The organism is Agrococcus sp. UYP33 (assembly GCF_054060915.1).
This window is the reverse complement of sequence record NZ_JBSSDR010000001.1, coordinates 981603-1006791: the sequence shown is the minus strand read 5'-3', so window position 1 is coordinate 1006791 and position 25189 is coordinate 981603. Positions and strand designations below refer to the sequence as shown.

At 74.1% G+C, this 25189-nt stretch carries 27 protein-coding genes; 17 read left to right on the top strand and 10 right to left on the bottom strand.

The window, feature by feature from the left end; all coding sequences use genetic code 11:
• The first annotated feature begins 31 nt into the window (after window positions 1-31).
• A complete protein-coding gene (locus tag ACVWW9_RS04905; RefSeq protein ID WP_456514627.1) occupies window positions 32-886 on the top strand; it encodes a hypothetical protein in 855 nt (284 codons plus the stop codon).
• A gap of 19 nt (window positions 887-905) precedes the next feature.
• Here ACVWW9_RS04905 and nucS read toward each other — a convergent pair whose 3' ends face one another.
• Together nucS and ACVWW9_RS04895 are read right to left on the bottom strand one after the other, a co-directional pair.
• Entirely contained in the window at window positions 906-1601 is a 696-nt protein-coding gene (gene nucS / locus ACVWW9_RS04900) for an endonuclease NucS (RefSeq protein ID WP_456514626.1), read from the bottom strand.
• On the bottom strand, window positions 1598-2776 hold the full coding sequence (locus ACVWW9_RS04895; RefSeq protein ID WP_456514625.1) for an MFS transporter: 1179 nt from the start codon (window positions 2774-2776) through the stop codon (window positions 1598-1600). Before ACVWW9_RS04895 ends, nucS begins: the two co-directional genes overlap by 4 nt.
• Window positions 2777-2864: 88 nt before the next feature.
• Between ACVWW9_RS04895 and ACVWW9_RS04890 the strand changes: the two genes are divergently transcribed.
• Window positions 2865-3974, top strand: coding sequence for an ABC transporter ATP-binding protein (locus ACVWW9_RS04890; RefSeq protein ID WP_456514624.1), 1110 nt, complete (start codon window positions 2865-2867; stop codon window positions 3972-3974).
• Between the two features lie 2 nt (window positions 3975-3976).
• Entirely contained in the window at window positions 3977-5614 is a 1638-nt protein-coding gene (locus tag ACVWW9_RS04885) for an ABC transporter permease (RefSeq protein ID WP_456514623.1), read from the top strand.
• Here the strand turns inward: ACVWW9_RS04885 and ACVWW9_RS04880 are convergent, their stop codons facing one another.
• Together ACVWW9_RS04880 and ACVWW9_RS04875 are read right to left on the bottom strand one after the other, a co-directional pair.
• Window positions 5615-6859: a serine hydrolase domain-containing protein gene (locus ACVWW9_RS04880; RefSeq protein WP_456514622.1), complete on the bottom strand. Its 1245-nt coding sequence runs from the start codon at window positions 6857-6859 to the stop codon at window positions 5615-5617.
• Between the two features lie 139 nt (window positions 6860-6998).
• The gene (locus tag ACVWW9_RS04875; RefSeq protein ID WP_456514621.1) at window positions 6999-8318 is read right to left on the bottom strand and encodes an MATE family efflux transporter; all 1320 of its coding nucleotides are present in this window, start codon (window positions 8316-8318) and stop codon (window positions 6999-7001) included.
• A gap of 41 nt (window positions 8319-8359) precedes the next feature.
• On the opposite strand from ACVWW9_RS04875, the gene ACVWW9_RS04870 reads away from it, so the two are divergent.
• Entirely contained in the window at window positions 8360-10300 is a 1941-nt protein-coding gene (locus ACVWW9_RS04870) for a M13 family metallopeptidase (RefSeq protein ID WP_456514620.1), read from the top strand.
• A gap of 4 nt (window positions 10301-10304) precedes the next feature.
• Here ACVWW9_RS04870 and ACVWW9_RS04865 read toward each other — a convergent pair whose 3' ends face one another.
• Entirely contained in the window at window positions 10305-10628 is a 324-nt protein-coding gene (locus ACVWW9_RS04865; RefSeq protein WP_456514619.1) for an ArsR/SmtB family transcription factor, read from the bottom strand.
• Between the two features lie 270 nt (window positions 10629-10898).
• On the opposite strand from ACVWW9_RS04865, the gene ACVWW9_RS04860 reads away from it, so the two are divergent.
• The 3 genes from ACVWW9_RS04860 to ACVWW9_RS04850 are packed head-to-tail and all read left to right on the top strand — an operon-like array spanning window position 10899 to window position 11880.
• Window positions 10899-11186, top strand: a complete 288-nt coding sequence (locus ACVWW9_RS04860; RefSeq protein WP_354257707.1) for a hypothetical protein — start codon at window positions 10899-10901, stop codon at window positions 11184-11186.
• Window positions 11186-11665 (top strand): phage holin family protein, encoded by a 480-nt coding sequence (locus ACVWW9_RS04855; RefSeq protein WP_354257709.1) that lies wholly within the window; start codon window positions 11186-11188, stop codon window positions 11663-11665. Before ACVWW9_RS04860 ends, ACVWW9_RS04855 begins: the two co-directional genes overlap by 1 nt.
• Window positions 11662-11880 (top strand): DUF3618 domain-containing protein, encoded by a 219-nt coding sequence (locus ACVWW9_RS04850; protein WP_354257711.1) that lies wholly within the window; start codon window positions 11662-11664, stop codon window positions 11878-11880. Before ACVWW9_RS04855 ends, ACVWW9_RS04850 begins: the two co-directional genes overlap by 4 nt.
• Before the next feature lie 12 nt (window positions 11881-11892).
• On the opposite strand, the gene ACVWW9_RS04845 is transcribed toward ACVWW9_RS04850, so the two are convergent.
• Complete coding sequence (locus ACVWW9_RS04845) at window positions 11893-13110, bottom strand: phosphotransferase family protein (protein WP_456514618.1); 1218 nt, start codon at window positions 13108-13110, stop codon at window positions 11893-11895.
• A gap of 51 nt (window positions 13111-13161) precedes the next feature.
• Window positions 13162-13968, bottom strand: coding sequence for a class II glutamine amidotransferase (locus tag ACVWW9_RS04840; RefSeq protein WP_456514617.1), 807 nt, complete (start codon window positions 13966-13968; stop codon window positions 13162-13164).
• Between the two features lie 153 nt (window positions 13969-14121).
• Here ACVWW9_RS04840 and ACVWW9_RS04835 point away from each other — a divergent pair, with 153 nt between their 5' ends.
• Window positions 14122-15525 (top strand): ATP-dependent DNA helicase, encoded by a 1404-nt coding sequence (locus ACVWW9_RS04835; protein ID WP_456514616.1) that lies wholly within the window; start codon window positions 14122-14124, stop codon window positions 15523-15525.
• Between the two features lie 4 nt (window positions 15526-15529).
• On the opposite strand, the gene ACVWW9_RS04830 is transcribed toward ACVWW9_RS04835, so the two are convergent.
• A complete protein-coding gene (locus ACVWW9_RS04830) occupies window positions 15530-16099 on the bottom strand; it encodes a MarR family winged helix-turn-helix transcriptional regulator (RefSeq protein ID WP_456514615.1) in 570 nt (189 codons plus the stop codon).
• A 62-nt stretch (window positions 16100-16161) separates the two neighbouring features.
• Between ACVWW9_RS04830 and idi the strand changes: the two genes are divergently transcribed.
• From idi to ACVWW9_RS04785, 9 genes are read left to right on the top strand one after another with little or no spacing between them, the layout of a single operon-like run.
• A complete protein-coding gene (gene idi / locus ACVWW9_RS04825; RefSeq protein ID WP_456514614.1) occupies window positions 16162-16710 on the top strand; it encodes an isopentenyl-diphosphate Delta-isomerase in 549 nt (182 codons plus the stop codon).
• A complete protein-coding gene (locus ACVWW9_RS04820) occupies window positions 16707-17726 on the top strand; it encodes a polyprenyl synthetase family protein (RefSeq protein WP_456514613.1) in 1020 nt (339 codons plus the stop codon). The genes idi and ACVWW9_RS04820 overlap by 4 nt, the downstream gene beginning before the upstream one ends.
• Entirely contained in the window at window positions 17723-18637 is a 915-nt protein-coding gene (locus ACVWW9_RS04815; protein WP_354257729.1) for a phytoene/squalene synthase family protein, read from the top strand. Before ACVWW9_RS04820 ends, ACVWW9_RS04815 begins: the two co-directional genes overlap by 4 nt.
• The gene (gene crtI / locus ACVWW9_RS04810) at window positions 18634-20211 is read left to right on the top strand and encodes a phytoene desaturase family protein (protein ID WP_456514612.1); all 1578 of its coding nucleotides are present in this window, start codon (window positions 18634-18636) and stop codon (window positions 20209-20211) included. Before ACVWW9_RS04815 ends, crtI begins: the two co-directional genes overlap by 4 nt.
• Window positions 20208-20540 carry a lycopene cyclase domain-containing protein gene (locus ACVWW9_RS04805; protein WP_354257735.1) on the top strand — a complete coding sequence of 111 codons (333 nt, stop codon included), beginning with the start codon at window positions 20208-20210 and terminating at the stop codon, window positions 20538-20540. Before crtI ends, ACVWW9_RS04805 begins: the two co-directional genes overlap by 4 nt.
• Window positions 20537-20908 carry a lycopene cyclase domain-containing protein gene (locus tag ACVWW9_RS04800; protein ID WP_456514611.1) on the top strand — a complete coding sequence of 124 codons (372 nt, stop codon included), beginning with the start codon at window positions 20537-20539 and terminating at the stop codon, window positions 20906-20908. Before ACVWW9_RS04805 ends, ACVWW9_RS04800 begins: the two co-directional genes overlap by 4 nt.
• Window positions 20901-21788: a prenyltransferase gene (locus ACVWW9_RS04795; protein ID WP_456514610.1), complete on the top strand. Its 888-nt coding sequence runs from the start codon at window positions 20901-20903 to the stop codon at window positions 21786-21788. The genes ACVWW9_RS04800 and ACVWW9_RS04795 overlap by 8 nt, the downstream gene beginning before the upstream one ends.
• Window positions 21785-23266, top strand: coding sequence for an SDR family oxidoreductase (locus ACVWW9_RS04790; protein ID WP_456514609.1), 1482 nt, complete (start codon window positions 21785-21787; stop codon window positions 23264-23266). Before ACVWW9_RS04795 ends, ACVWW9_RS04790 begins: the two co-directional genes overlap by 4 nt.
• A gap of 10 nt (window positions 23267-23276) precedes the next feature.
• Window positions 23277-23720 carry a pyrimidine dimer DNA glycosylase/endonuclease V gene (locus ACVWW9_RS04785; RefSeq protein ID WP_456514608.1) on the top strand — a complete coding sequence of 148 codons (444 nt, stop codon included), beginning with the start codon at window positions 23277-23279 and terminating at the stop codon, window positions 23718-23720.
• A 40-nt stretch (window positions 23721-23760) separates the two neighbouring features.
• Here the strand turns inward: ACVWW9_RS04785 and ACVWW9_RS04780 are convergent, their stop codons facing one another.
• Both ACVWW9_RS04780 and ACVWW9_RS04775 read right to left on the bottom strand, forming a co-directional pair.
• Window positions 23761-24498, bottom strand: coding sequence for a DUF6624 domain-containing protein (locus ACVWW9_RS04780; protein WP_456514607.1), 738 nt, complete (start codon window positions 24496-24498; stop codon window positions 23761-23763).
• A 45-nt stretch (window positions 24499-24543) separates the two neighbouring features.
• Window positions 24544-25188, bottom strand: coding sequence for an NUDIX hydrolase (locus ACVWW9_RS04775; RefSeq protein WP_456514606.1), 645 nt, complete (start codon window positions 25186-25188; stop codon window positions 24544-24546).
• Window position 25189: the final 1 nt, after the last annotated feature.

The following is a 25189-nucleotide window of genomic DNA, read 5'->3' as shown; positions in this document are numbered from 1 at the left end:
CGGACGACCGCCCACGGACTAGCGTGGCGGCATGGCGACGTCGCCGAGGTGCCCGAGCTGCGGCACCCCCATGCGCGAGATCGTGTGGGGGTACGGCACGATCGCCGACGTCGAGGACGCGGGCGACGTGGTGATCGGCGGATGCGTCATCGACGTCGACGACGACGGCCGCGTCGCCGCGCTCCAGTGCCCGGTCTGCGGCACGCGCGCCGACGCCCAGGGCGTCGCGCTCGAGGCGCCGCAGGCGCCGGCGACCACCGAGCACCCCTTCGCCGTGAGCTTCAGCAGCCCGCCCCGGGAACGATGGGAGGTCACCATGACGGATGCGCACGAGGTGCGACCGGACACCGGATCGTCGCACGCACCGCCGGACGGCGCGGATGCGTCGCCGTTCGTCGACGAGGACTTCGGCGGCGCCGCGGCCGGCGACGGGTGGCGCGATCGCGTCGAGCCGTACTCGTCGCGCGACGACGCACTGCCGCCGCCGTCCGCCCCGACGCCCGACCATGTCGAGCCGTACGCCTCGCGGGAGGACCCGCTGCCCGCCGGCGGACCCGTGACGCCCGATCACGTCGAGCCCTACGCGTCGCGCGCGCACGACCTGCCGCCGGCATCCGCGCCCGGTCGCGACCACGTCGACCCCTACGCCTCGCGCGACGACCAGCTGCCCCAGGCGACCGGCGCGTGGCGCGAGCGGGTCGAGCCGTACACCGTCTCGCCGGCCGACGAGGCGCCCGTCGACCCGGCATCCGCGGGCATCCCGCCGGTCGACGACGGTGCCGACACGGTGCCCGGAGAGGCGGTCGACGCCCGCTGGAGCTTCACGAGCGACTTCACCGACGCCGAGGAGGAGGGCTGGCCGCCAGGCAGTCGCGACGACGACTGATGCCGCGGCGGGACCGCGATCAGAACAGGCGCGCGTGCCCGGAGTCGATCCCGCGCATCTCGTCGTAGTCGAGCACGACGCAGCGGATGCCGCGATCCTCGGCGAGCGTGCGCGCCTGCGGCTTGATCTCCTGCGCGGCGAAGACCCCGCTCACCGGCGCGATGCGCGGGTCGCGGTTGAGCAGCTCGAGGTAGCGGGTGAGCTGCTCGACGCCGTCGATCTCGCCGCGGCGCTTGATCTCGACCGCGACCGTGACGCCGGCCTCGTCCTTCGCCAGGATGTCGACGGGTCCGATGGGCGTCATGTACTCGCGCCGCCACAGCTCGAAGCCGTCGCCGAGCCGCTCGATCTGCTCGGCGAGCAGCACCTGCAGGTGCGCCTCGACGCCGTCCTTCACGAGGCCAGGGTCGACGCCGAGCTCGTGGCTCGAGTCGGAGAGCACCTCGTGCACCGAGACGATGAGCGAGTCGCCGGTCTTCTTGTGCGTCACGGTCCACACCTCGGTGATGCCCGCATCCCGCTGGGCCTTGTCGGGCTCGGATGCGTGGAAGACGGCGGGCGGGCTCATCCAGTTGAGCGGCTTGTACGAGCCGCCGTCGGAGTGCACGAGGATCGAGCCGTCTGCCTTGAGCATCAGCACGCGCGGCGCGAGCGGCAGGTGGGCGGACAGGCGGCCCGCGTAGTCGACGGAGCAGTGGGCGACGACGATCCTCACGACCGCACCTCCTGGACGCGGCCGCGCTCGCGCGCGACATGGCTGGTGAGCAGCGAGAGCAAGACGAAGGCGAGCACCGCGAGCATCGCGCTGCGCAGCCCCACGAGGTCGCCGAGCAGGCCGAGCAGCGGCGGCCCGGCGAGGAAGGCGATGTAGCCGATCGCCGAGACGGTGCCGACCCGGGCGGCCGCGAGCCGCGGCTCGTCGGCGGCGGCGCTCATGCCGACCGGGAAGCCGAGGCTCGCGCCGAGGCCCCAGAGCACGACCCCGGTGATGACGAGCGCGGGGTGGTCGGCGAAGATCACGAGCAGCAGACCGATCGCGGCGAGCGCCGCCGTGCCGCGCAGCACCGGCACGCGGCCGAAGCGCGCGAGCAGCCAGACGCCGAGCAGCCGGCCGGCCGTCATCGCGGTGAGGAAGAGCGCCAGCGTGAAGGCGCCGCCCTCGAAGCTGAAGCCGTGGCCGTCGACCATCACGAGCGCGAGCCAGTCGTTGGCGCTGCCCTCGGTGAGCGCCATGCCGAGCACGAGCAGGCCGAGCAGCAGCGTGCGCGGGTCCTTCCAGACGGCGAGGCGCTCGCGGAGCGTCACGGGCTCCTCGTGCTCCTCGACCGCGTCCTCGGGCAGGTGGCGGTAGACGACGACGCCGAGCGCGACGGTGAGCGCGGCCACGAGGGTCGCCTGCCAGCCGAGCGTGACGCCGAGCAGCTCGCACAGGCCGCCGAGCCCCGCGCCGGCGACGGTGCCGATCGAGAAGAAGGCGTGGAAGACCGGCATGATCGGCTTGCCCGCGGCGCGCTCGTTCGCGGCCCCCGAGATGTTCATCGCCACGTCGGTGATGCCGGTGAGGCTGCCGCCGAGGATGAAGCCCGCCACCACGAGCCACGGCAGCGACGCTTCCGCGGCCCAGCCCGCGATGGCGAGGCCGCCGGAGACGGCGATCATGCCGAACGAGGCGACGATCCGCGTGCCGATCGCGTGGATCACGTGGCTCGCGACGAGCAGTCCGGTGATCGAGCCGATCGAGATGCCGAGCAGCAGGAGCCCCATCTCGCCCGTCGAGACGCCGAGCACGTCGCGCACGTGGGGGACCCGAGCCATCCAGCTGGCGAAGCCGAAGCCCATGGTGAAGAAGGCGGCGAAGACGGCATTCCGCCAGGCGATCAGAGGGGGCACCCAGACATTCTGCCGTGCCGGGTGCCACGGCGCACGCGCGGCCGACTGCCACCTCGCGCCCGGGGCTCCGAGGAGTAGCGTCGGCAGCGTGGCAGGCACGGTCATCGAGACCCCCGTCATCCGGACCTCGGGTCTCGACAAGCGGTTCGGGCGCGTACGAGCGCTCGACGGGCTCGACCTCGTCGTCGAGCGGGGCGATGTGCACGGCTTCCTCGGGCCCAACGGCGCCGGCAAGTCGACGGCCATCCGGGTGCTGCTCGGGATGCTGCGCGCGAGCGGCGGCGAGGCGCGCGTGCTCGGCATGGACCCCTGGCACGACACCGTGGCGATCCACCGTCGGGTCGCGTACGTGCCGGGCGACGTGACCCTCTGGCCGACCCTGACGGGCGGCGAGGCGATCGACACGATCACGCGGCTGCGAGGCCACCGGGCGCCGGCCGCGGATCGGGCCCGGCTCATCAGCGCCTTCGACTTCGACCCGCGCAGGAAGGCCAAGACCTACTCGAAGGGCAACCGGCAGAAGGTCGCGCTCATCGCGGCCTTCGCGAGCGAGGCCGACCTCTACATCCTCGACGAGCCGACGAGCGGCCTCGACCCGCTCATGGAGAGCGTCTTCCAGGCGGAGGTGCGGCGGATCGCCGACCGCGGCGCGACCGTACTGCTCTCGAGCCACATCCTGAGCGAGGTCGAGCGGCTCTGCTCCCGGGTGTCGATCATCCGCGACGGCTCGATCGTCGAGTCCGGCACGCTCGACGAGCTGCGGCACCTCCAGCACACCGTGGTGGCCTACCGGGGACCTGCGCCGGAGGGCGTGCCGATCGCCGACGCCGCGATCGACGGCGAGCGCGTGCGCGGCTCGATCGCGGGGGAGGACGTGCCCGCGGTGCTGCGCTGGCTCGGCGAGCGCGGGGCGCAGAGCGTCACGCTCACGCCGCCGAGCCTCGAGGAGCTCTTCCTCCGCCACTACGGCGACGAGCCGCGGGTCGACCGGGCACGCGCAGAGCGGGCGATCGGTGATCGGCACGCGGATGCCTCGGCGGTCGTCGAGGCGCCCGGTCCCATCGACGATGGCGGTCCGGCCGAGGATGTCCGCGCCGTCGAGGATGCCGGCGCGGCCGAGGATGCCGGTGCGGTCGACGATGCCGGCGCGGCCGCCGCGCCCGCGCAACCGACCGGGCACGGCCGCCACTCGAGGTGAGCGTGACCGGCACCGGACTGCTGCTCGCGGCGGCGCTGCGGCGCGACCGCCTCGTCGTGGTGCTCTGGGTGGTGGGCATCGCGGGCCTCTGGGCTGCGGGCGTGGGCGGCGTCGGCGCGGCGTTCGACGAGTCGGCCAGGCGGGGGCTCGTCGCGCTGCTGTCGGCCCAGCCGGCCCTGCTGCTCGCGCGGGGGGCACCGGCCGGCACCGGCCTCGGCGCGGTCATGTTCGTGTCGACCTACGCGTACCTCGCGGTGATGGTGGCGTTCATGATGACGTTCTTCGCGGTGCGGCACTCGCGCGGCGACGAGGACGCGGGGCGCGCGGAGCTCGTCCGCGGCACCGCGGTCGGGCGCTGGGCGCCGCTCGTCGCGACGCTGCTCGCCGGCGCGATCGAGCTGGCCCTCGTGTGCGGCGTCACCCTCGCGGCATCGGTCGCCCTCGGGCTGCCCGTGCTCGGCTCGCTGCTGCTGGCGGCGGCGCTCGCGGGCGTCGGGGTGGCCGCGATGCTCGTCGGGCTGCTGGCGGGGCAGGTCTTCCCGACCTCGCGCGCCGCGAACGGCGCGGCGGCGATCGTCGTCGGCGTGTGGTTCTTCGTGCGCGGCATCGGGGATGCGCTGGGCGAGCCGAGCGCCGACCTCACGCGCGTCGAGTCCGCGTGGCTCAGCTGGGCGTCGCCGATCGGCTGGGGCGCGCTGGCGCATCCGTACGCCGACGAGCCGTGGGCGCCCGACGGCACGCCGCTGCTGCTCTTCGTCGCGGCCGCCGTCGTGCTCGGCGCGGTCGTGGTGGTGCTCGAGGCGCGGCGGGAGCTGGGGCGCTCGCTGCTGCCGGAGCGGCCGGGGCGGGGCGCCGGCAGCACGCTGCTCGGCTGGCACCCCGGCGGTGCGCCCGTCGGGCTCACCGGGCGGCTGCTGCTCGGCGCGACCGTGGGCTGGACCGTCGTCGGCCTCGTGCTCGGCGCGATGGCGGGTCGCCTCGCGCCGGTCATCGCGACCGCGCTCGACGACAACCCGGCGCTGGGCGCGATCGTGGCCCGGCTCGGCGAGGAGGGCGGCGGTGACGCGGAGGGCACGTTCATCACGGCGCTGGCCGGCATCCTGGGCGTGATCGCGTGCGCCGCCGCGATGCAGGCGGTGCTGCGGCTGCGGCACGAGGAGCAGGCGCACGGCGAGCTGCTGCTCGCGACGCCGGTGCGGCGGTCCGGGTGGCTGGGCAGCCACCTGCTGCTCGGGGCGCTCGCGGCGCTCACGACGCTCGCGGGCTTCACCGTGGTGACCGGCGCGTCGCTCGCCGCGAGCGACGACGACCGCTGGCGGCAGCTCGTCGACATCGCCGTCACGCACCTGCCGCTCGTCGCGATCTACCTCGCCGTCGGCGCGGCGCTCGTCGCCTTCCTGCCGTCGACGGTCGCGTGGCTCGGCTGGGTGCTGCTCGTGGGGCTCATGCTCGTGGGGGAGTTCGCGCCGCTGTTCGGCGACGCGTGGGCCTGGATCGAGAACATCAGCCCGTTCCACTGGGTCGCGAACCCGCTCGCCGCCGATCCCGACTGGACCGGCAGCTGGTGGCTGCTGGGCGTCGCGGCGGTGCTGCTCGCCGCGTCGGTGCTGCGCTTCCGACGCCGCGACGCCCTCGTCTGACTAGCCGCAGGTCGCGAGCAGCATCGGCACGAGCAGCGCGTTCAGGTCGTAGAGCGGCGTCGGCGACCCGGAGCTGTCGCGCCCCGTCACGCCGAACGACACCTGGCGCTCCCCGTCGGCGGAGGTGTAGGCGACGCTGACCGTGCCCATGGCGCCGCCGTCGTGGCCGTACATCCAGGCGCCCGGCTCGCACGGGTCCGGGACGCGGTAGACGCCGAGCCCGTAGGCGAGGGGTGCCTCGCTCACCGGCTCGAGCATGACGTCGAGCAGCTCGGCCGGCACCACGCGCCCGGTCACGAGGGCCTCGGTGAAGGTCGCGAGGTCCTCCGTCGTGGTCACGACCGCGCCGGCGTGCGAGAAGAAGGTGGGGTCGAAGTGCCGGAGGTCGTGCCAGGCGGCGCCGTCCCACAGCGCCTCCTGCAGGGCGTTCCCGCGCATCCCCGGAGCGTCGGGGTAGCTCGTGGCGCGCATGCCGAGCGGTCGCCAGATGCGGTCGCGCAGCAGGTCGCCGACGGCCTCGCCCGTGGCGGCTTCGAGCGCCACCCCGAGCGCGACGTAGCCGACGTTGGAGTAGACGAAGCCGCCCGGCTCCGTCCACGTGCCGGCGTTCGCCGCCGCGAGGTGCTCTTCGTCGGGGTAGCGCTCGCCGAGCGCGGCGATGGTCTGCTCGATCGAGGTCGGGTCCGCGACGTGCCCGAGCAGCAGCGCGTCGGTGCCGTACGGCGTGCCGGCGGTGTGGCTGAGCAGCTGCCGCAGCGTGACCTCCGGGTGGCCGGGGAAGATGCCGGGCACGACGTCGTCGATCCGGGTGTCGAGGGTCCACGTGCCCGCCGCGACCTCCTGCAGCACGAGCGCGGCGATCATCATCTTCGTGTTGCTCGCGGCGCGGAACGGGCTGTGCGGCAGCGCCGGAGGGTTCCGGTCGAGCCCACGCGTGCCCGCCGCATCCGCCCAGACGTGCCGGCCGACCTCGACGCGCGCGGTGACGCCGATCGCGCCCTCGGCGACGAGCGCCTCGACCGCGGCGTCGAGCTGGGCGCGGGTCTCGCCGGCGGCGGAGGGCGCCGATCGCTGGGATGCGACGGGTGCTGCGGTGCCGGGCGCCGGGGTGGCGGCCGACCACAGCTGCTGGTGGAGCGCCGCCTCGTCGGGCGCGGTCGGTGCGACGGGCGCGGCGCTCGCGGCCGTCAGTGCCGTCACGGCGGCGATGGCTGCGGCGGTGGTCAGGACGTGTCGGGCTCGCATGCGTGTCTCCTCCTCGATCGGGGCCGGCTCGATCGCGGTGGTGGCATCTCGCGCCGACCCGACCACCGTCGCAGGGAGGGCGCGGTGGCGCATCCACCGCCCGACGGACACCGCTCGGCCGCGCGACGGAGGCGCGGGTTCAGCGCACCGCGCCGAGGCGCAGCCAGGCGTCGGAGCGGGCGCGGAGCCCGAGCGTGATGGCGCGCGCGCCCAGGTAGCCGAACGAGAACGCCGCCCAGATGACGGCGAGCGCATCCCAGCCCGGGACGAGCGCGAGCAGCAGCAGCGGCAGGTACACCGCGAGGTTCACGATGCCGGTCCAGGCGAGGTAGCGGGCGTCGCCGGCGCCGATCAGCACGCCGTCGAGCACGAAGACGAAGCCCGCGATCGGCTGCGCGAGCGCGAGCAGCACGAGCGCGACCGGCAGCGCCGAGCGCACGTCGGCGTCGGTCGTGAAGACGCCGCCGAGCACCCAGGCGACCGAGAGCAGCAGCGCGCCGACGACGCATCCGAAGCCCACGCCCCAACGCTGCAGCCGTCGTGTGACGGCGCGCGCCTGCGCGGCGTCGTGGGCGCCGAGCGCCTTGCCCACCATCGCCTGCCCGGCGATCGCGAGCGCGTCGAGGGCGAACGCGAGCGTCGAGAAGAGGGTGAACGCGATCTGCGTCGCGGCGAGCGCGGTCGTGCCCGCCTGCGTCGCGACCGCGGTGGTGGCGAGCAGCGCCGCGCGGAGCGAGAGCGTGCGGACGAAGAGCCAGCCGCCGGTCGACGCGGTGCGCCCGAGGTCGCCCCACCGGATGCCGAGCGGCACGCGTTCCCGGATCGCGGCGCGCACCGCGGACCAGACGAAGAACGCGGCCATGCCCCACTGCGCGATCACGGTGCCGAGCGCGCTTCCCGCGACGCCGAGCCCGGCGCCGTAGATGAGGGCGACGTTGAGCACCGCGTTCGCCGCGAAGCCGATCGCGGCGACGACGAGCGGCGTGCGGGTGTCCTGCAGCCCGCGCAGCAGACCGGTCGCGGCGAGCACGATGAGCATCGCCGGCAGGCCGAGGATCGAGATGCCGAGGTACACCGCGGCATGCTCGGCGACGGCGGATGCGGCGCCGAAGAGCGCGACGACCGGGCCCGCGAGCGGGGCGGTCGCGAGCAGCGCGACGCCGGCGACGATCGCGAGCCAGATGCCGTCGATGCCGGCGCGGATCGCGCCCGGCCGGTCGCCCGCGCCGAGCAGCCGCGCGACCGCGGGCGTGGTGCCGTACGCGAGGAAGATCAGCAGCCCGACGACGGTCGAGAGCACCGCGACGCCGATGCCGACGCCCGCGAGCTCCTCCGCCCCCAGGTGGCCGACGAGCGCGGTGTCGACGAGCAGGAACGCGGGCTCGGCCACGAGCGCTCCGAGCGCGGGGACGGCGAGGGCGAGGATCTCGCGATCCAGCGCATCCGCCCGCCTCCGCACCCACCAACGCTAGCGGGGCGCGCTCGCCCTAGGCTGGCGGCATGACCACCCTGCCCTCCGGCCTCCCCGTCGACGACTTCAGCGACCGCATCCGGCCGCAGGACGACCTCTTCCTCCACGTGCACGAGCGCTGGCTCGAGCGCACCGAGATCCCCGACGACAAGGCGCGCTGGGGCTCGTTCGCCGTGCTGGCGGAGGAGGCCGAGCGAGCCGTGCGCGAGATCGTGATCGAGATGCAGGAGGCGGAGCCGGGCACCGACGCGCGCAAGGTGGGCGATCTGTACGCCTCGTTCCTCGACGAGGCGGCGGCGGACGCGAAGGGCATCGACCCGATCCGCCCGCTGCTCGAGCGCGTCGAGCAGGTGACCGACGTCGACGGCCTGCTCGCGCTCATCGGCGACCTCGAGGCCATCGGCGGCCCGAGCATCGCCGGCCAGTGGGTCGACACCGACCCGGGCGACCCCGGGCGCTACATCGTGCAGATGAGCCAGGGCGGCCTCGGCATGCCCGACGAGTCGTACTACCGCGAGGAGGGCTTCGCCGAGGTGCGCGAGGCCTACCTGACCCACCTGACGACGATGTTCGGCCACCTCGGCGCGGAGCACCCGGAGGCGGAGGCCGCAACGGTGTTCGCGCTCGAGACCGAGCTCGCGACCCACCACTGGGACCGCGTCGCCTCCCGCGACGACGAGAAGACCTACAACCTGCAGCGGCCCGCGGAGGCGCACCCGCGCCTGCAGCCGTGGCTGCGGGCGATCCGGGCACCGGAGGGCGTCTTCGACGAGGTGGTCGTGCGACAGCCGAGCTACTTCGAGGGGCTCGCGACGATGCTCGTCGAGGAGCGGCTCGACGAGTGGAAGGCGTGGCTCCGGATGAGCATCATGCACGCGTTCGCCTCCTACCTGTCGACGCAGATCTCGCGCGACCAGTTCGCGTTCTACGGCACGGTGCTGACCGGTGCGAGCGTGCAGCGCGAGCGCTGGAAGCGCGGGGTCTCGCTCGTCGAGGGGCTGCTCGGCGACGCGGTCGGCAAGATCTACGTCGAGCGGCACTTCCCGCCGCACGCGAAGGCCGCGATGGACGTGCTCATCGAGCACCTCGTGGGCGCCTACCGCGAGTCGATCGCGGCGCTCGAGTGGATGAGCGAGGGCACCAGGGCGCGAGCCCTCGAGAAGCTCGAGCAGTTCACGCCGAAGATCGGCTACCCCGCCCGCTGGCGCGACTACGGCTCGCTCGAGATCGGCGACGACCTCGTCGCCAACGTGCAGGCGGCGACCCGGTTCGAGCACGACCGCGAGCTGGCGAAGATCGGCAGGCCGATCGACCGCGACGAGTGGTTCATGAACCCGCAGACGGTGAACGCCTACTACAACCCGGGCTTCAACGAGATCGTCTTCCCCGCCGCGATCCTGCAGCCGCCGTTCTTCGACGCCGGGCGCGACGCCGCGTCGAACTTCGGCGCGATCGGCGCCGTCATCGGCCACGAGATCGGCCACGGCTTCGACGACCAGGGCTCGAAGTACGACGGCGAGGGCCGGCTGTCCGACTGGTGGACCGACGACGACCGGGCCGCCTTCGAGGAGCGCACCGGCTCGCTCATCGCGCAGTACGACGCGCTCGAGCCGGCCGCGGCACCCGGCACCACGGTGAACGGCGCGCTCACCATCGGCGAGAACATCGGCGACCTGGGCGGGCTCGGCATCGCGTGGAAGGCCTACGTCGCGTCGCTCGGAGGCGAGGAGGCGCCCGTCATCGACGGCTACACCGGCGCCCAGCGCTTCTTCCTGTCGTGGGCGTACGCCTGGCAGCTGAAGATCCGCACCGAGGAGGCCATCCGCCTCGCGTCGCTCGACCCGCACTCGCCGAACGAGCACCGCACGAACCAGGTGGTGAAGAACCTCGACGCGTTCGTCGAGGCGTTCGACGTGCGTCCGGGTGACGGCCTGTGGCTCGATCCGGCGGCGCGCGTCACGATCTGGTGACGGGTCAGGCCGCCGGGGAGCGCAGCAGCGCGCCGAGCTCGTCGAGCGCGCCCGGCACGACCCGGAAGTAGGCCCAGCGTCCGCGCTGCTCGCGCTCGACGAGCCCGGCGGCGGCGAGCACCTTGGCGTGGTGGGATGCCGTGGGCTGCGACACCTCGATGGCCTCGGCGAGGTCGCACACGCAGATCTCGCCGTCCGCGGCCGCGAGCATCGACAGCATCCGCAGTCGGGACGGGTCGGCGACCGCCTTGAGGCGCGCGGCGAGCGCCTCGGCTTCGGCGCGCTCGAGCGCGGGTCCTCCTGGGGTGCAACAGACGGCGGTGGGCATGTCGCACATCCTCTCATATCGATGGGCATCGATGTGGTAGACATCGATGGACATCGATGAGAGGAGGTGTGCGATGGACGAGCAGATCCTGGCTGAGGCTCGCCGCGAGTGCTGCGGCGACAGCTGCTGCTGAAGCATGCGGGGCGGGCCGCGCGCCCGCCCCGCACCGCAGCGGCGGGGGACGAACCTGGGAGCGCGCCGCGGTCTCGCGTGGGTATCGTTGGGGCGACCAGGTCCAGCACAGCTGGCCCCCGAACGTCAGGAGCGAACATGCGCGGCAGGATCCTCTTCGTGATCGGCCTCGGCGCGGGCTACGTGCTCGGAGCGAAGGCCGGACGGCAGCGGTACGAGCAGATCGCGAGCACCGCCGACAAGGTGTGGAACTCGCCCAGCGTCAAGAAGCAGCGCCACGACGTGCAGCACTTCGTCGAGACGAAGGCGCCCAAGCTCGTCGAGACCGCGACCGACGCGGCCGGCGACGCCATCGGCAAGGTGACGAAGCGCAAGGGCCGCCGCGGCGACCACGGCTCTGAGATCGCGCGCCCCGAGGACGTCTGATGGTCCAGCGCAAGTCGCTCGGCGATCTCCTGTCCGAGACGCCGCAGCTCATCGTCGACCTCGTCAAGGCCGAGATCGCGCACCTGAAGGGCGAGCTGTCCGAGAAGGCCAAGGGCCTCGGCGTGGGCGCCGCGCTGCTCGCCGCCGCCGGGTTCTTCGCGATCTTCCTCTTCTCGTGGCTCATCTACGCCGGGTTCGAGGGCCTCAACGTCGTGTTCGCGCCCTGGCTCTCGGCGCTCATCGTCTCGGCGGTGCTGCTCGTCGTGGTCGCGATCCTGGCGCTCGCGGGCCTCGGCTCCATCAAGAAGAACAAGGACTTCGACGACCTCGAGGCCGTCGACAGCATCAAGGACGACGTGAACATGGTGCGCGGCCTCGGCCACGCGGCCGATGGCACGAACCCGCTCGACGACCTGCCCGCACCGTCGGGGACCGGGGCGACTGTCGCGGCGCCCAGGACGAACGGAGACGTGCGATGACCGACCAGCGCGAGATCGACCGCAAGCGCGAGGAGCTGCGCCAGCACCTCAACGAGATCGAGGACCGCGTCAACCCCAAGAAGGTCGCGGACCGCGTGGTGGGCAAGGCCCAGGACTCCTACAACGAGGACCCCACGCCCTGGATCGCCGGCGCTGCCGGTGTCGCCGTGCTCGTGCTGGGCGGCATCGCCCTCGCGATCTTCGGCCGCAAGTAGCAGCCCGCGCCGTCAGCCGACCTCGGCCACCAGGCCGGGGAGGAGCCGCAGGTTGCGCGCGACCACGCCGCCGAGCTCCCAGGCCGACTGCTGCTCCGTCGCCGCGGCGATCGCCTCGAAGGTGACGGTCTGGAAGACCAGGTCCGCGAGCGGCGCGAGCCGGAGCGCGCGGTCGACGTCGACGTCCGGACGCGCGGCGCGCCAGACCGCGGCGTAGACCGCGTCCGCAGCCGATGCGGATGCGTCGTCGGCGAACCGCGTGAGGTGCGTCGCATCCAGGAACGGGTGGCTCACGCAGCCGTCGGTCCAGTCGAAGATGCGCAGCGCGCGGCCGTCCCAGGCGACGTTGCCCAGGTGCAGGTCGCCGTGCGCGAGGGTCTCGGGGACGCCGGCCTCCCAGCACGCGCGCGTCAGCGCGACCGCGCGGTCGGCCGACGCGCGGACGTCGGCCAGCTCCGCATCCGTGAGCAGCGCGAGCTCGGCGCTCGAGGCGAGGAGGCGCAGGAAGGCTGCGATCGTCTCGTCGGCGCCCCGGTGCTCGAGGCCCGCGGCCAGCAGCGCGGGCACGTGCTCGATCGCGTCGAGCTGCGCGGCCGCCCACCGCTGGGCGACCTCCACAGCGGTGCCCGCCGCCTGCGCACCCGGCTCGGTGCCGGCCATCGGCTCCATGAGCAGCCAGCCCTCGTCGCGCTCGATCGCGACGAGCCGCGGCACGAGGTCGGGCAGCAGGCGCTCGACCGCGGCGTGGATGCTCGCCTCGCGCCGGAAGTGCTCGCAGGACGCCTTGCACCACAGCTCGCCGTCGTCGGTCGGCACGCGCACGACGGCAGAGATGCTCCACAGCCGGAACGGCTCGACCGGTCCCGTGCGTCGCCGCCCGCTCGGCGCCAGCACGGCGTCGATCCACGCCTCGACGAGGTCGAACCATCCCGGGCGGAACCAGCCGGGCCGCAGCACCGGTGACCGCCGAGGGTCGAGCTCGGCGATCGCGCGCGCCGCCACGGCGGCGTGGTCGGGGTCCGCGAGGGCGTCCGGTGCGACGAAGGCGCCGTCGGGTGCGCCGCCGCGCATGCCCACGAGGTGCACGAAGCCGCCGTCGGCGAGCCTCGCGGTCGGTGCGAGCGGGATGTCGGCGCCGACCAGGGCGAGGACGTCGGAGAGCGCATGGCCGTCGTGGTCGGCCGGCAGGTCGGGCAGCACCGGCAGCGCACCCGTCCCGTCGACGAGCACGACGCCGCGGTGGATGAGCGCGACGTGCTCGACCGCCGCGATCGGCGGCTCCTAGGCGGCGGCCTCGACCGCGCGCAGCTCGCGGCGGTCGACGGTGAGCTCGGCGAGGTCGACGCGCACCGCCGTCTCCGGCGCCATGCGGTTCCAGCCGTCACCCGTCAGCCCGCTCGAGGTCACGGCGATCGAGCCGTCCTCCGAGCGACGCCAGGAGAGCTGGTAGTAGTGGTCGACGTGGCCGGCCGGCAGGTCGTCGCCGAGGCCCGACTCCTCGAACAGCTCGTGGGGGATCGGCGCGCCCTCGTTCGCGTGCACCGCGATGAGCTCGCGCGGCGAGAGCACCAGCAGGTTGAGCGCCGAGGTGGGGAACTCGCGCCGCAGCTCGGTCACCGTCGCGGTGACGGCGTCGAACAGCGGCTCGCCGGCGTCGTGCCGGCGCAGGATGAGCGCGAAGACCACCGCGGTGTCGGTCTCGCCGCCCACGCGGGCGAGCTCCTCGTCCGTCACCTTCGCGCGCAGCCGGGCGAAGGGCGTCACGGACCCGTTGTGCGCGAGCACGATCTCGTCGACGCGGAACGGGTGGGTGTTCTGCACCCGGCTCGCGAAGCCCTCGGTCGCGAGGCGCAGGTGCGTGAGGCGAGCGCGCGATGGCGTGTCGCCGAGCGCGTCGGTGAGGTCGGGGTTGTCGAGGCCGCGCACGGGGTCGCGGTAGCGGCGCACGGCGTCGCCGTCGAGCCACGCGGTGCCCCAGCCGTCGGTGTGCAGTCGGCCCAGCCGCTGCCACTCCACGGCGGCGCGAGCGCCGATCACGTCCTTCGTCGTGGCAGGGGCGGGGGAGACGTGCGCCAGCAGTCTGCACATGGTCTTCCCCTCTCCGTCCCCTCCATCCTCTCGCATCCTGCGCGTCGATGTCGGATGCGTCGTCACACTCGGTCACACAAGGCCGACGGGGCCGACCCACAGCCGCGCTGCGGCGCTCCCGGCTGTCGCGCCCCGATGCGGGAGGATGGTGGGATGACCGTCGAGCTCACCCCGGAGCAGCTGGCGATCTTCGCATCCATCGAGGACGGCGACGGCCACCTGTTCATCACCGGCCGCGCCGGCACGGGCAAGTCGACGCTGCTGCGCCACCTGACCGAGCACTCGAAGAAGCAGATCATCGTGTGCGCGCCGACCGGTGTCGCCGCGCTCAACGTCGGCGGCCAGACGATCCACTCGCTGCTGAAGCTGCCGCTCGGCGTGATCGCCGACGCGCCGCTGCGGCAGAGCGCCGAGCTCAAGCGCATGCTCGGCAAGCTCGACCTGCTCGTCATCGATGAGATCTCGATGGTGAACGCCGACCTCATGGATGCGATCGACCGGTCGCTGCGGCAGGCCCGCGGGGTGCGGTCGGTGCCGTTCGGCGGCGTGCAGGTCGTGATGTTCGGCGATCCCTACCAGCTCGCCCCGGTGCCGGGCGATGCCGAGGAGCGCGCCTACTTCGCCGACCACTACGAGTCGATGTGGTTCTTCGACGCGCGCGTGTGGCGCGAGGAGTGCGATCTCACCGTCGTCGAGCTCGTGCACATCCACCGCCAGTCCGACCTGGAGTTCAAGCAGGCGCTCAACGCGGTGCGGCACGGCACCGTGACCGCCGACATCGCGCAGCTGCTCAACGACGCCGGCGCGCGCACGCCGCCCGGCGACGACGTGCTCACGCTCGCGACCCGCAACGACACCGTCAACCGCATCAACGCGCGCGAGCTCGCGCGCCTCCCCGGCAGGCACAAGACGGCGATGGCCGAGATCTCCGGCGACTTCGGCGGCCGGCAGTACCCGGCCGACGCCGAGCTGCAGATCAAGCTGGGCGCCCAGGTGATGTTCCTGCGCAACGACGCGGAGGGGCGCTGGGTCAACGGCTCGCTCGGCAAGGTCGTCGACATCGGCGGCACGGTCTGGGTCGAGGTCGACGGCCAGCAGCACGAGGTCGAGCCGGCGGTGTGGGAGCAGTACCGCTACTCCTACTCGCCGACCACGAAGGAGATCAAGCGCAACGTGGTGGCCGAGTTCACGCAGTTCCCGCTGCGGCTCGCGTGGGCGGTCACGATCCACAAGTCGCAGGGCAAGACCTTCGATCGGGCGGTCGTCGACCTCGGCACCCGCGCGTTCGCGCCCGGCCAGACCTATGTGGCGCTGTCGCGGCTCACGTCGCTCGAGGGCCTGTACCTCACGCGGCCGCTGCGGCCCGCCGACATCATCGTCGACCAGCGGGTGCGCCGCTTCATCCACGAGGTGCGCGAGCGCGACGCCGCGCGCGCGGCGCGCGACGACCTGCGCCGGGCGCCGGCGCCGGATGCCGCACCAGCCGAGACGGCCGCCGAGGAGGATCGTCGCGACCGCGTCGACGCCTTCGCCTCCGACGCGCCGCCGCCCTTCTAGCGGCTCAGCGCGCGACGGGCGGGGCGCTGTGGTCGAGCACCGGCAGCGCGGCGAGCTCCCGCAGGAACCGGGTCGCCGCCCGCCGCTCCTCGCTCGTCATCGCCGCGGCCACCGCGAAGCGGCGCGTGTGGTCCCTGCCGACCGACGCGGTCGCGGTCTGCCGCGTCTCGTCGGTCACGACGATCGAGAGCGCCCGGCGATCGGTCGGATGCGCCTCGCGGCGGATGTGCCCGGCGTGCTCCAGGCGGTCGAGCAGCTTCGTCACGGACGGCCCGGTGATCCCGAGGTGCTCGGCGAGCATCGTCGAGGTGACGATGCGCCCCTCGCGCCGGGCGACCATGAGGAAGCGGACCGCGCGCATGTCGTTCTCGTTGAGCTTCATGAAGCGCCGGGTGGCCTCGCTGTGCGCCTCGGACGCCTGGTGCCAGCGCCGCAGCGCGTGGAAGAGGTCCATGACCTCCTCGACGTCGGCATCGCTCATCCCCAGCTCGGTCACCAGCTCGGCGGATGCGTCGAGGCGCCGGGGGTCGAGCATCGCTCGCTGCTCGGCGGGGATGTCCTCAGGGCGCATCATGAGCCCATAGTAGGACGAAAGACTCATAGTTGCGTAGACTCACTATTTGCTACGGTGTGGTCATGACGATCATCGAGCCGCTCGAGCAGGAGCTCGTCGTCCTCCTCGACGAGCGACGCGAGCCGATCGGCTCCGCGCCGAAGTCGACGGTGCACACGACGTCGACCGCGCTCCACCTGGCGTTCTCGTGCCACGTGCTCGACGACGCCGGGCGCATGCTCGTCACGCGCCGCGCGCTCTCGAAGGTCGCGTGGCCCGGCGTCTGGACGAACTCCTGCTGCGGCCACCCCGCGCCCGGCGAATCGATGGAGGCGGCCGTGCGCCGCCGGCTGCAGCACGAGCTCGGCGCCGAGGTGGGCGAGCTCGAGCTCGCGCTCCCGGACTTCGCCTACCGCGCGGTCGACGCGAGCGGCATCGTCGAGAACGAGGTCTGCCCCGTCTTCGTCGGCCGCGTCGTCGGCGCGCTCGACCCGGACCCGACCGAGGTGGCCGAGTGGCAGTGGGTCGAGCCCGACCAGCTGCTCGCGGGCATCCGAGCCACGCCGTGGGCGTTCAGCCCCTGGCTCGTGCTGCAGGCCGAGCAGCTGCCCGCGCTCGTGGGTGCGCCGTGACCGCCGTCGACACCCCGACGCTGCTCGCCGAGGTCGAGCAGCGGATCGCGCTGCTCGCGGCCCCGACGGGGCAGCACCCGGTGCAGGTCGCCGCCCAGCACGCCGTCACGGGCGGCAAGCTGCTGCGCCCGCGGCTCGTCGTCGCCGCTGCGGGTGAGCGCGCCGATCGCGAGGCGGTGATCGCGACCGCCGCGGTGGTCGAGCTGCTGCACGCGGCGCTGCTCGTCCACGACGACGTCATCGACGCCGACGACGAGCGCCGCGGCCAGCCGTCCCTGTCCCGCGCCGCCGCCGACACGGCGATCGCCGCCGGCATCCCCGCCGCGACCGCCGCGCGCATCGGCATGACCACGGCGATCGTCGCGGGCGATGCACTGCTCGTGCGCGCGATCGCGGCGCTCGCGCGGCTCGACGTGCCGACGATCGTGCGCATCCGGCTCGCCGACATCGTCGAGCGCGCGATGGTGCGGGCCGCGGAGGGCGAGCACGACGACGTCCTCTTCGCCGGCGCCGTGCCCGACGAGGCGGCGATCGGCCGCATCCTCGAGGGGAAGACGGCCGACTACTCCTTCCGCGCACCGCTCGAGCTGGGCGCGGTGCTCGGCGGTCGCGACGAGGCCGTGATCGCCGAGCTCGGCGCGATCGGCCTGCGGATGGGCGTGCTCTACCAGCTGCGCGACGACGTGCTCGGCGTCTTCGGCGACGAGGCGGTCACGGGCAAGAGCGTGCTCAGCGACATCCGGGCCGGAGCGCCGACGCTGCTCTCGGCGCTCGCGAGCCGCGACCCGGCGTGGGCGCGCGTCGCGCACCACTACGGCGACCCGACGGCCGACGAGGGCGCCGCAGCGCGCATCCGCGCCGTCATGCGCGGCAGCGGCGCGCTCGCCGAGGTCGAGCGGCGCATCGACGCCGAGTGCGCGGCCGTGAAGGCGCTGCTCGAGGCTGCGCCGATCGAGGCGTCCCTGCGGGCCGAGCTCACCACGATCGTCGGGCGCTGCGCGGAGCGGGGACGATGACGGGCCTCGAGCTCTACACCGCGACCGCTCGGCGGGCGAGCTCCGCGGTGATCGCCGCCTACTCGACCTCGTTCGGCATGGCGAGCCGGCTGCTGCCGCCGGCGATGCGCGGCGACATCCAGACCGTCTACGCGCTCGTGCGCGTCGCCGACGAGATCGTCGACGGCCCGGGCGCGGAGTCGGGGCTCGACGTGGCCGCGTGCCGCCGCGTGCTCGACGGGCTCGAGCAGGAGGTCGAGCGCGCGATCGCGACCGGCTTCAGCGCCGACCTCGTCGTCCACGCGTTCGCCGAGACGGCGCGCAGGGTCGGCATCGACCGCGGGCAGACCGCGCCGTTCTTCGCCGCCATGCGCCGCGACCTCGACCCCGTCGCGTTCGCCGACGATCGCGAGCTGCGGCAGTACGTCTACGGCTCCGCCGAGGTGGTGGGCATCATGTGCGTGCGCTGCTTCACCGTCGGCCGCAGCCTGCCCGACGCCGAGGCGCGGCGGGTGGCGCGTGGCGCCCGGGCACTCGGCAGCGCCTTCCAGGTCGTCAACTTCCTGCGCGACCTCGGTGCCGACGCCCAGGGGCTCGGCCGCACGTACCTGCCGGGGCTCGACCCCGCGCATCCCACCGACGAGGCCGTGGGCCGCGTGCTCGACCGGCTCGAGGGCGAGCTGCGCATCGCTCGCGGCACGATCCCGAGCCTGCCGCGCGAGGCGCGGCCGGCCGTCACGGCGGCGCACGACCTCTTCGCCTCGCTCGCGCGCCGCATCCGGGCGACCCCGGCTGCCGAGCTGCCGACGCGGCGCATCAGCGTGCCGCGCAGCGAGAAGGCGGCGATCATCGCCCGGGCGGCGCTCGGCGCCGGCCTGGCGCGCGCCTCCGCGTCGTCCGTCCGGATGCCGCGGCCGGAGCCCGTCCGATGAGCCGCATCGTGGTGATCGGCGGCGGCATCGCGGGGCTCGCGAGCGCCGGGCTGCTCGCGCACGACGGGCACGACGTCACGCTCGTCGAGCAGTCGGACGCGCTCGGCGGCCGCGCAGGGGTGTGGCGCTCGCGGGGCTTCACGTTCGACACCGGCCCGTCGTGGATGCTCATGCGCGAGCCGTACGAGCACGCGTTCCGGATGCTCGGCTCGAGCCTCGATGCCGAGCTCGACGTCGTGCGGCTCGACCCCGCCTACCGGGTGCTCTTCGAGGGCGAGTCCGAGGCGCTCGAGATCTCGGGCGACCTCGCGACCACGATCGAGCGCGTCGAGGCGATCGAGCCGGGTGCCGGCGCGCGCCTGCGCCGCTACCTCGACTCGGCGACCGAGACCGCGGCGCTCGCGACCGGCGGCCTGCTCTCCAACCGGTTCGACTCGCCTCGCGCGTTCGCCGGGATGGGGCTCGCGCGGCGCTTCCCGACCCTCGCCCGGCTGCTCGTGGAGTCGCTCGAGTCGCGCATCGCGCGCTCGTTCCGCGATCGCCGGCTGCGGCAGGCGCTCGGCTACCCGGCCGTGTTCCTGGGCACCGAGCCGAGGTCCGCGCCTTCGATGTACCACCTGATGAGCCACTTCGACCTCGTCGAGGGCGTCTGGTACCCGCAGGGCGGCTTCACCCGGATCGTGGAGGCGCTGGCGCGGCTCGCGACCGAGGCCGGCGCGACGCTCCGCACCGGCGCGCGCGTCGAGCGCATCCTCGTCGAGGACGGCGCGGCGCGCGGCGTCGTGCTCGCCGGTGGCGAGCGCCTCGAGGCCGACCTCGTCGTGTCCGCCGCCGACGGCCACGCGACCGACACGAAGCTGCTCGCGCACGTGCCGGGCGTCGCCGAGCGCGGGCGCCGCCGCTGGGCGCGCGGCGTCGCCGGCCCGTCCGCCGTGCTCGTCATGCTCGGCGTCGAGGGGCAGCTCCCCGAGCTCGAGCACCACACGCTGCTGTTCACGCGCGACTGGGAGGAGGGCTTCCGCCGCATCTTCGGGCCGCCTGCCGCCGATCCCGCCGACGGCGTGACCGATCCCGCCTCGCTCTACGTCAGCCGCACCTCCGCGACCGACCCCTCCGTCGCACCCGCGGGCCACGAGGCGCTCTTCGTGCTCGTGCCGGTCCCCGCCGACGTGCGCCTCGGTGCCGGCGGCGTCGACGGCGCCGGCGACACGGCCGTCGAGGCCATCGCCGACCGGGCGATCGCGCAGATCGCCGAGTGGGCCGGCGTCGACGACCTCGCGGGCCGCATCGTCACGCGCCGCACGGTCGGCCCCGCCGACTTCGCCGCCGACTTCGACGCCTGGCGCGGCACCGCCCTCGGCCCCGCGCACACGCTGCGGCAGAGCGCGTTCCTGCGCGGCTCGACGAAGCACCCGCGGGTGCGCGACCTGCTGCTCGCCGGCTCGACGACCGTGCCCGGCATCGGGGTGCCGATGTGCTTGATCTCTGCAGAGCTCGTCGTGAAGCACGTGCGGGGCGATCGCTCGACGGGCCCGCTGCAGCCGCTCGCGCCCTCGACCGAAGGCGCGCGATGAGCCTCGCGTACCTCGGTGCGATCGCCGTCGCGGCGCTCGGCACCGGCGCGCTCGACGCCCGCTACCGCCTCGCCCTGTTCCGCGACGCCCCGCGCGCCCTGCTGGCGGTGGTGCTCACCGCGCTCGTGATGGTCGGCTTCGACCTCGCGGCCATCGCGACCGGCAACTTCCGGCTCGGAGCGTCGCCGTGGATGACAGGCATCGAGGTGCTGCCGCACCTGCCGATCGAGGAGCTGGCCTTCCTGCTCTTCCTCGCCTACGTCGCGCTCGTCGCCTTCACCGGCGCGGAGCGCGTGCTCGTGTCGCGCCGGACGAGGGAGGCGTCGTGACCTACGCGCTGCTGCTCGCGCCGCTGCTGGCGGCCGCGATCGTCGCTATCGTCGTCGCGCTCCGACGGCGGCGCCGCAGCTGGGCGTCGCTCGCGATCGCCGCCGCGATCCTGCTCGCCCTCACGATCGCCTTCGACTCGGTCATGATCGCGATCGACCTGTTCCGCTACGACGACGCCCTGCTGCTCGGTCCGCGCGTGGGCCTCGCCCCCGTCGAGGACCTCGCCTACGCGCTCATCGCCCTCTTCGTCGTGGTGGCGCTCTGGCGACTGCTGCCCACGCGCATCCGCTCGTCGCGTGCCGCGCGCGCGAGCTGGGCGGACCGCGCGCCCGGCAGCGCGGGAGCAGGGGAGCGCGCGGATGCCTGAGGTCGATCGCGCGACCGGCCTCGGCCGCCGCCTGCTGCTCGCCTCCCGGCCGGTCAGCTGGATCAACACCGCGTTCCCGTTCGCCGCCGCGATGCTGCTCACCACCGGCGAGGTCGACGCGCGGCTCGTCATCGGCACCCTCTTCTTCCTCGTGCCGTACAACCTCGCGATGTACGGCATCAACGACGTCTTCGACTACGAGTCCGACGCGAACAACCCCCGGAAGGGCGGCGTCGAGGGCGCACTGCTGCCGCCGTCGACGCACCGCGCGACGCTCGCGTGGTCGGTCGGCCTCGCCGCGCCGTTCGTGCTCGTGCTCATCGCGCTCGGTGGGCCCGCGTCGTGGGCGGTGCTCGCGGTGAGCCTCTTCGCGGTCGTCGCCTACTCGGCGAAGGGGCTGCGCTTCAAGGAGGTGCCGGTGCTCGACTCCGTCACCTCGAGCACGCACTTCGTCAGCCCCGCCGTCTACGGGCTCGTGCTCGCCGGCGCCGACTGGAGCCCGCAGCTCGTCGCGGTGCTCGCCGCCTTCTTCTGCTGGGGGATGGCGAGCCACGCCTTCGGCGCCGTGCAGGACGTCGTGCCCGACCGCGAGGCGGGGATCGGCTCGATCGCGACCGCGCTCGGCGCCCGGACGACCGTGCGGCTCGCCATCGCGCTCTGGGCGGCGGCCGGCGCGCTCATGCTGCTCACGCCGTGGCCCGCGTGGCTCGCGGCCGCCGTCGCGCTGCCCTACATCGTGCTCGCCGCGCCCTTCTGGAGCGTCACCGACGCCGACAGCGCCGCCGCGAACCGCGGCTGGCGGCGGTTCCTGTGGGTCAACTACGCCGCCGGCTTCGTGGTGACGATGGTCTGCATCCTGTGGGCGATGGGCGTGCGATGAGCGGCCGTCGCGTGCTCGTCACGGGCGCCACCGGCTACGTCGGCGGTCGCCTCGCGCCGCGCCTCGTCGAGGCGGGGCACACCGTGCGCGTGCTCGCCCGCGACCCCGGGCGCCTACGCGACGCGGCGTGGGCGGGTGCGGTCGAGATCGTCCGCGGGGACCTGGAGGCGCCCGGCGACGTGCAGCGCGTCATGGAGGGCATCGACGTCGTCTACCACCTCGTCCACGCGATGGGCGCGGGCGGTGACTTCGCGAAGGCCGAGCTCGTCCAGGCCCGGCACGTCGCCGCGGCGGCGAAGGCGGCGGGCGTGCAGCGCATCGTCTACCTGTCGGGGCTGCACCCTGAGGGCGAGCACCTGTCGAAGCACCTCGCGTCGCGCGTCGCGGTCGGCGATGTGCTGCTGGCCTCCGGCGTGCCGACGATCGTGCTCGAGGCGGGCATCGTCATCGGCTCGGGCTCCGCCTCCTTCGAGATGATCCGGCACCTCACCGACGTGCTGCCCTACATGCCCGCGCCCCGCTGGGTGCGCAACTTCGTGCAGCCGATCGCGGTGCGCGATGTGCTGCACTACCTCGTCGAGGCGGCCTCGGTGCCCGGCGACGTGCACGGCACCTTCGACATCGGCGGCCCGGACGTGCTGCGCTACGGCCAGGTGATGAACGGCTACGCCGTCGAGGCCGGGCTGCCGCAGCGGCCGATCGCGCCGCTCCCGGTGCTCACGCCGTGGCTCGCCTCGCAGTGGGTCAACCTCGTGACCCCCGTGCCGCGCGCGATCGCGATCCCGCTGATCGGCTCGCTGCTGCACGACTGCGTCGTCGAGGAGCGGCGCATCGACGCCGTCATCCCGCCGCCCGAGGGCGGCCTCACCGGCTACCGCAAGGCCGTGCGCCTCGCGCTCGCGCGGGAGCGCTCCGGCGACATCGAATCGAGCTGGCGCTCTGCGTCGGCGGCGGGGGCGCCGTCGGATCCGCTGCCGAGCGATCCGCGCTGGTCGGGCACGACGGTGTTCGAGGATGCGCGGGAGCGCACCACCTCAGCGTCGCCGGCGGCCGTCTGGGCGGTCGTCGAGTCGATCGGCGGCGCTCGCGGCTGGTACTCCGTGCCGCTGCTCTGGAGCCTCCGCGGCCTCGCGGACCGGCTCGTCGGCGGCGTCGGCCTGCGCCGCGGCCGCCGGGACCCCGACCGGCTGCGCGAGGGCGACACGGTCGACTGGTGGCGCGTCGAGCGAATCGACCGCGGTCGGCTGCTGCGGCTGCGCGCCGAGATGAAGGTGCCGGGGCGGGCCTGGATCGAGTTCGAGGTCACGCCGGAGGGCGAGGGGGCGCACTACCGCCAGCGCGCGATCTTCCTGCCGAGCGGCCTCACCGGCCGCCTCTACTGGTGGTCGCTCGTCCCCGCGCACCACGTGATCTTCGAGGCGATGGCGAGCCGGCTGGTCGGCGTCGCGGAGGCGTCCGAGCGCACCGCTCGCGGCTAGCATCGAGCAGATGAGGATCTGGTCGCTGCACCCCGCGCTGCTCGACCGCCAGGGGCTCACGGCCTGCTGGCGGGAGGGGCTGCTCGCGCAGGCGGTGCTCGCCGGGCGCACGAAGGGCTACCTGCGGCACCCGCAGCTCGAGCGCTTCCGCGCGCAGCCGGATCCGCTCGCGAGCATCGGTGCCTACCTCGCGCGCGTCGCCGACGAGGCCGATGCCCGCGGCTACTCGTACGACCGGACGCGCATCGACCGGCCGGGGCCGGCGCCGCTCATGACGGTCACCGACGGCCAGCTCGAGCACGAGCTGCAGCACCTGCGCGCGAAGCTCGCCGCGCGCAGCCCCGACCGCCTGCCGCTCGCGGTGCGCGCGCTGCCGCATCCCTGCTTCGTCGTGGAGGCGGGCGGCATCGAGGGCTGGGAGCGCGTGTCGGACGGCACGGGCGCGACCTCCTGAACCGGTCCCGCGCGGGCTGGGCGGTCGCGCCGCGCCGCCCTCACTCCGGCTGCGCGCAGATCTCGGCCATCTCGGCGAGGTAGTCGGCGTACGGCGCGAGGCCCGCCTCTGCGCGGATCCGCTCGATGCCGTCGGGGTCCGAGAGCGGCGTGGCGGGCACCGGCCCGTCGTCTGTGCAGGCGACCTGGGTGCCGTACCGCTGGGGCGCTCCCGCCGCTGCCTGGATGCGGTCGTCGAGGTACGCGAGGTTGCCGGGCGACCCCTGGCCCGCGTCGACGGCGACGCGCAGGTGCTCGAGCGCGCACCGCTGGAACCCCGGGTCGAGATCGGCGTGCTGGGCGATCGCCCACGCGGCGTCCTCGCCGTCCTCGCCCACGAGGTCGAACGACGGCCACCCGTGCTCCGCGATGACCTCGGCGAGCCGCTCCGTGCGGGCCGCATCCCCCTCGTCGTCGGGGCCGGTGCCGAGCCGCCCCGCCTGATCGCGCTCGAGCATCGCCACGAGCTCGTCGTGCAGCGCCTGGTCGAACGCGGTGCCGGCCTCGGGTGGCGCCGTCGCGGGGCAGTCGGGGCCGGGCCCGATCGACGTGGGCCCGGCCGATGCGGATGCCGCCGGGGGTGACGTCGTCGTCGACGAGGGCGGCGACGAGGTCGACGGCGAGGCGCCGCCGGTCACCGGGTCCGCCGCGCAGCCGCAGAGCACCACCACGGCGAGCAGCACCGTCGCACCGATCGAGCGCGACGCACCGATCGAGCGTGACGCACCGGGGGCGGCCATGGGCGCGATGCTAGTCGATGCCCGCACGCCAGCGGGGCCCAGACCTCAGCGGTGCTCGAACCGCCAGGGGAGCGAGCCCACGTGCAAGCGGTGGCGAGGGCCCTCCTCGGTGTCGGGCAGGCCGTCGTAGGCCTCGTCGCCGTCCCAGATCGCGAGCCCGCGCTGAGGATCCTGCTTCGTCGCGTAGCGACGCAGCTCGTGCCGCGCGATGCCGGCGAGCGCCGCGTCGACGGTCGGATAGGCCATGAGCGTGTCGAGCGTCACCCACGTGGGCGGGAACAGCCGGAGCGTGCCGGCGCCGTGCTGCTTGAGCGCGTCCGCCGGCCGGATCCACCGAGCGGCGACGGCCTCGGCCTGCTGCACCACGACCTCGCCCGCGGGCGCCTCGGCGACGAAGAACCAGGTGATGAACTTCGTCGCGAGCTGCTCGGGCGGCGACCAGTGCGAGAGCGGCACGAGCGCGTCGGGCGCCACGACGAGTCCCGACTCCTCGGCCGTCTCCCGCACCGCGGCGTTGCGCGCGGTCGACTCCTCGTCGTCGACGCGATCGACCGGCTCGACCTTGCCGCCGGGGAACACCCAGGCGCCCGCGAACGCGCCGCGGTCGGGCCGCTGCAGCAGCAGCACCTCGATCGCGCCCGCGCCGTCGCGCATGAGCACGAGCGTGGCGGCGGTCGGGATGACGGTCACG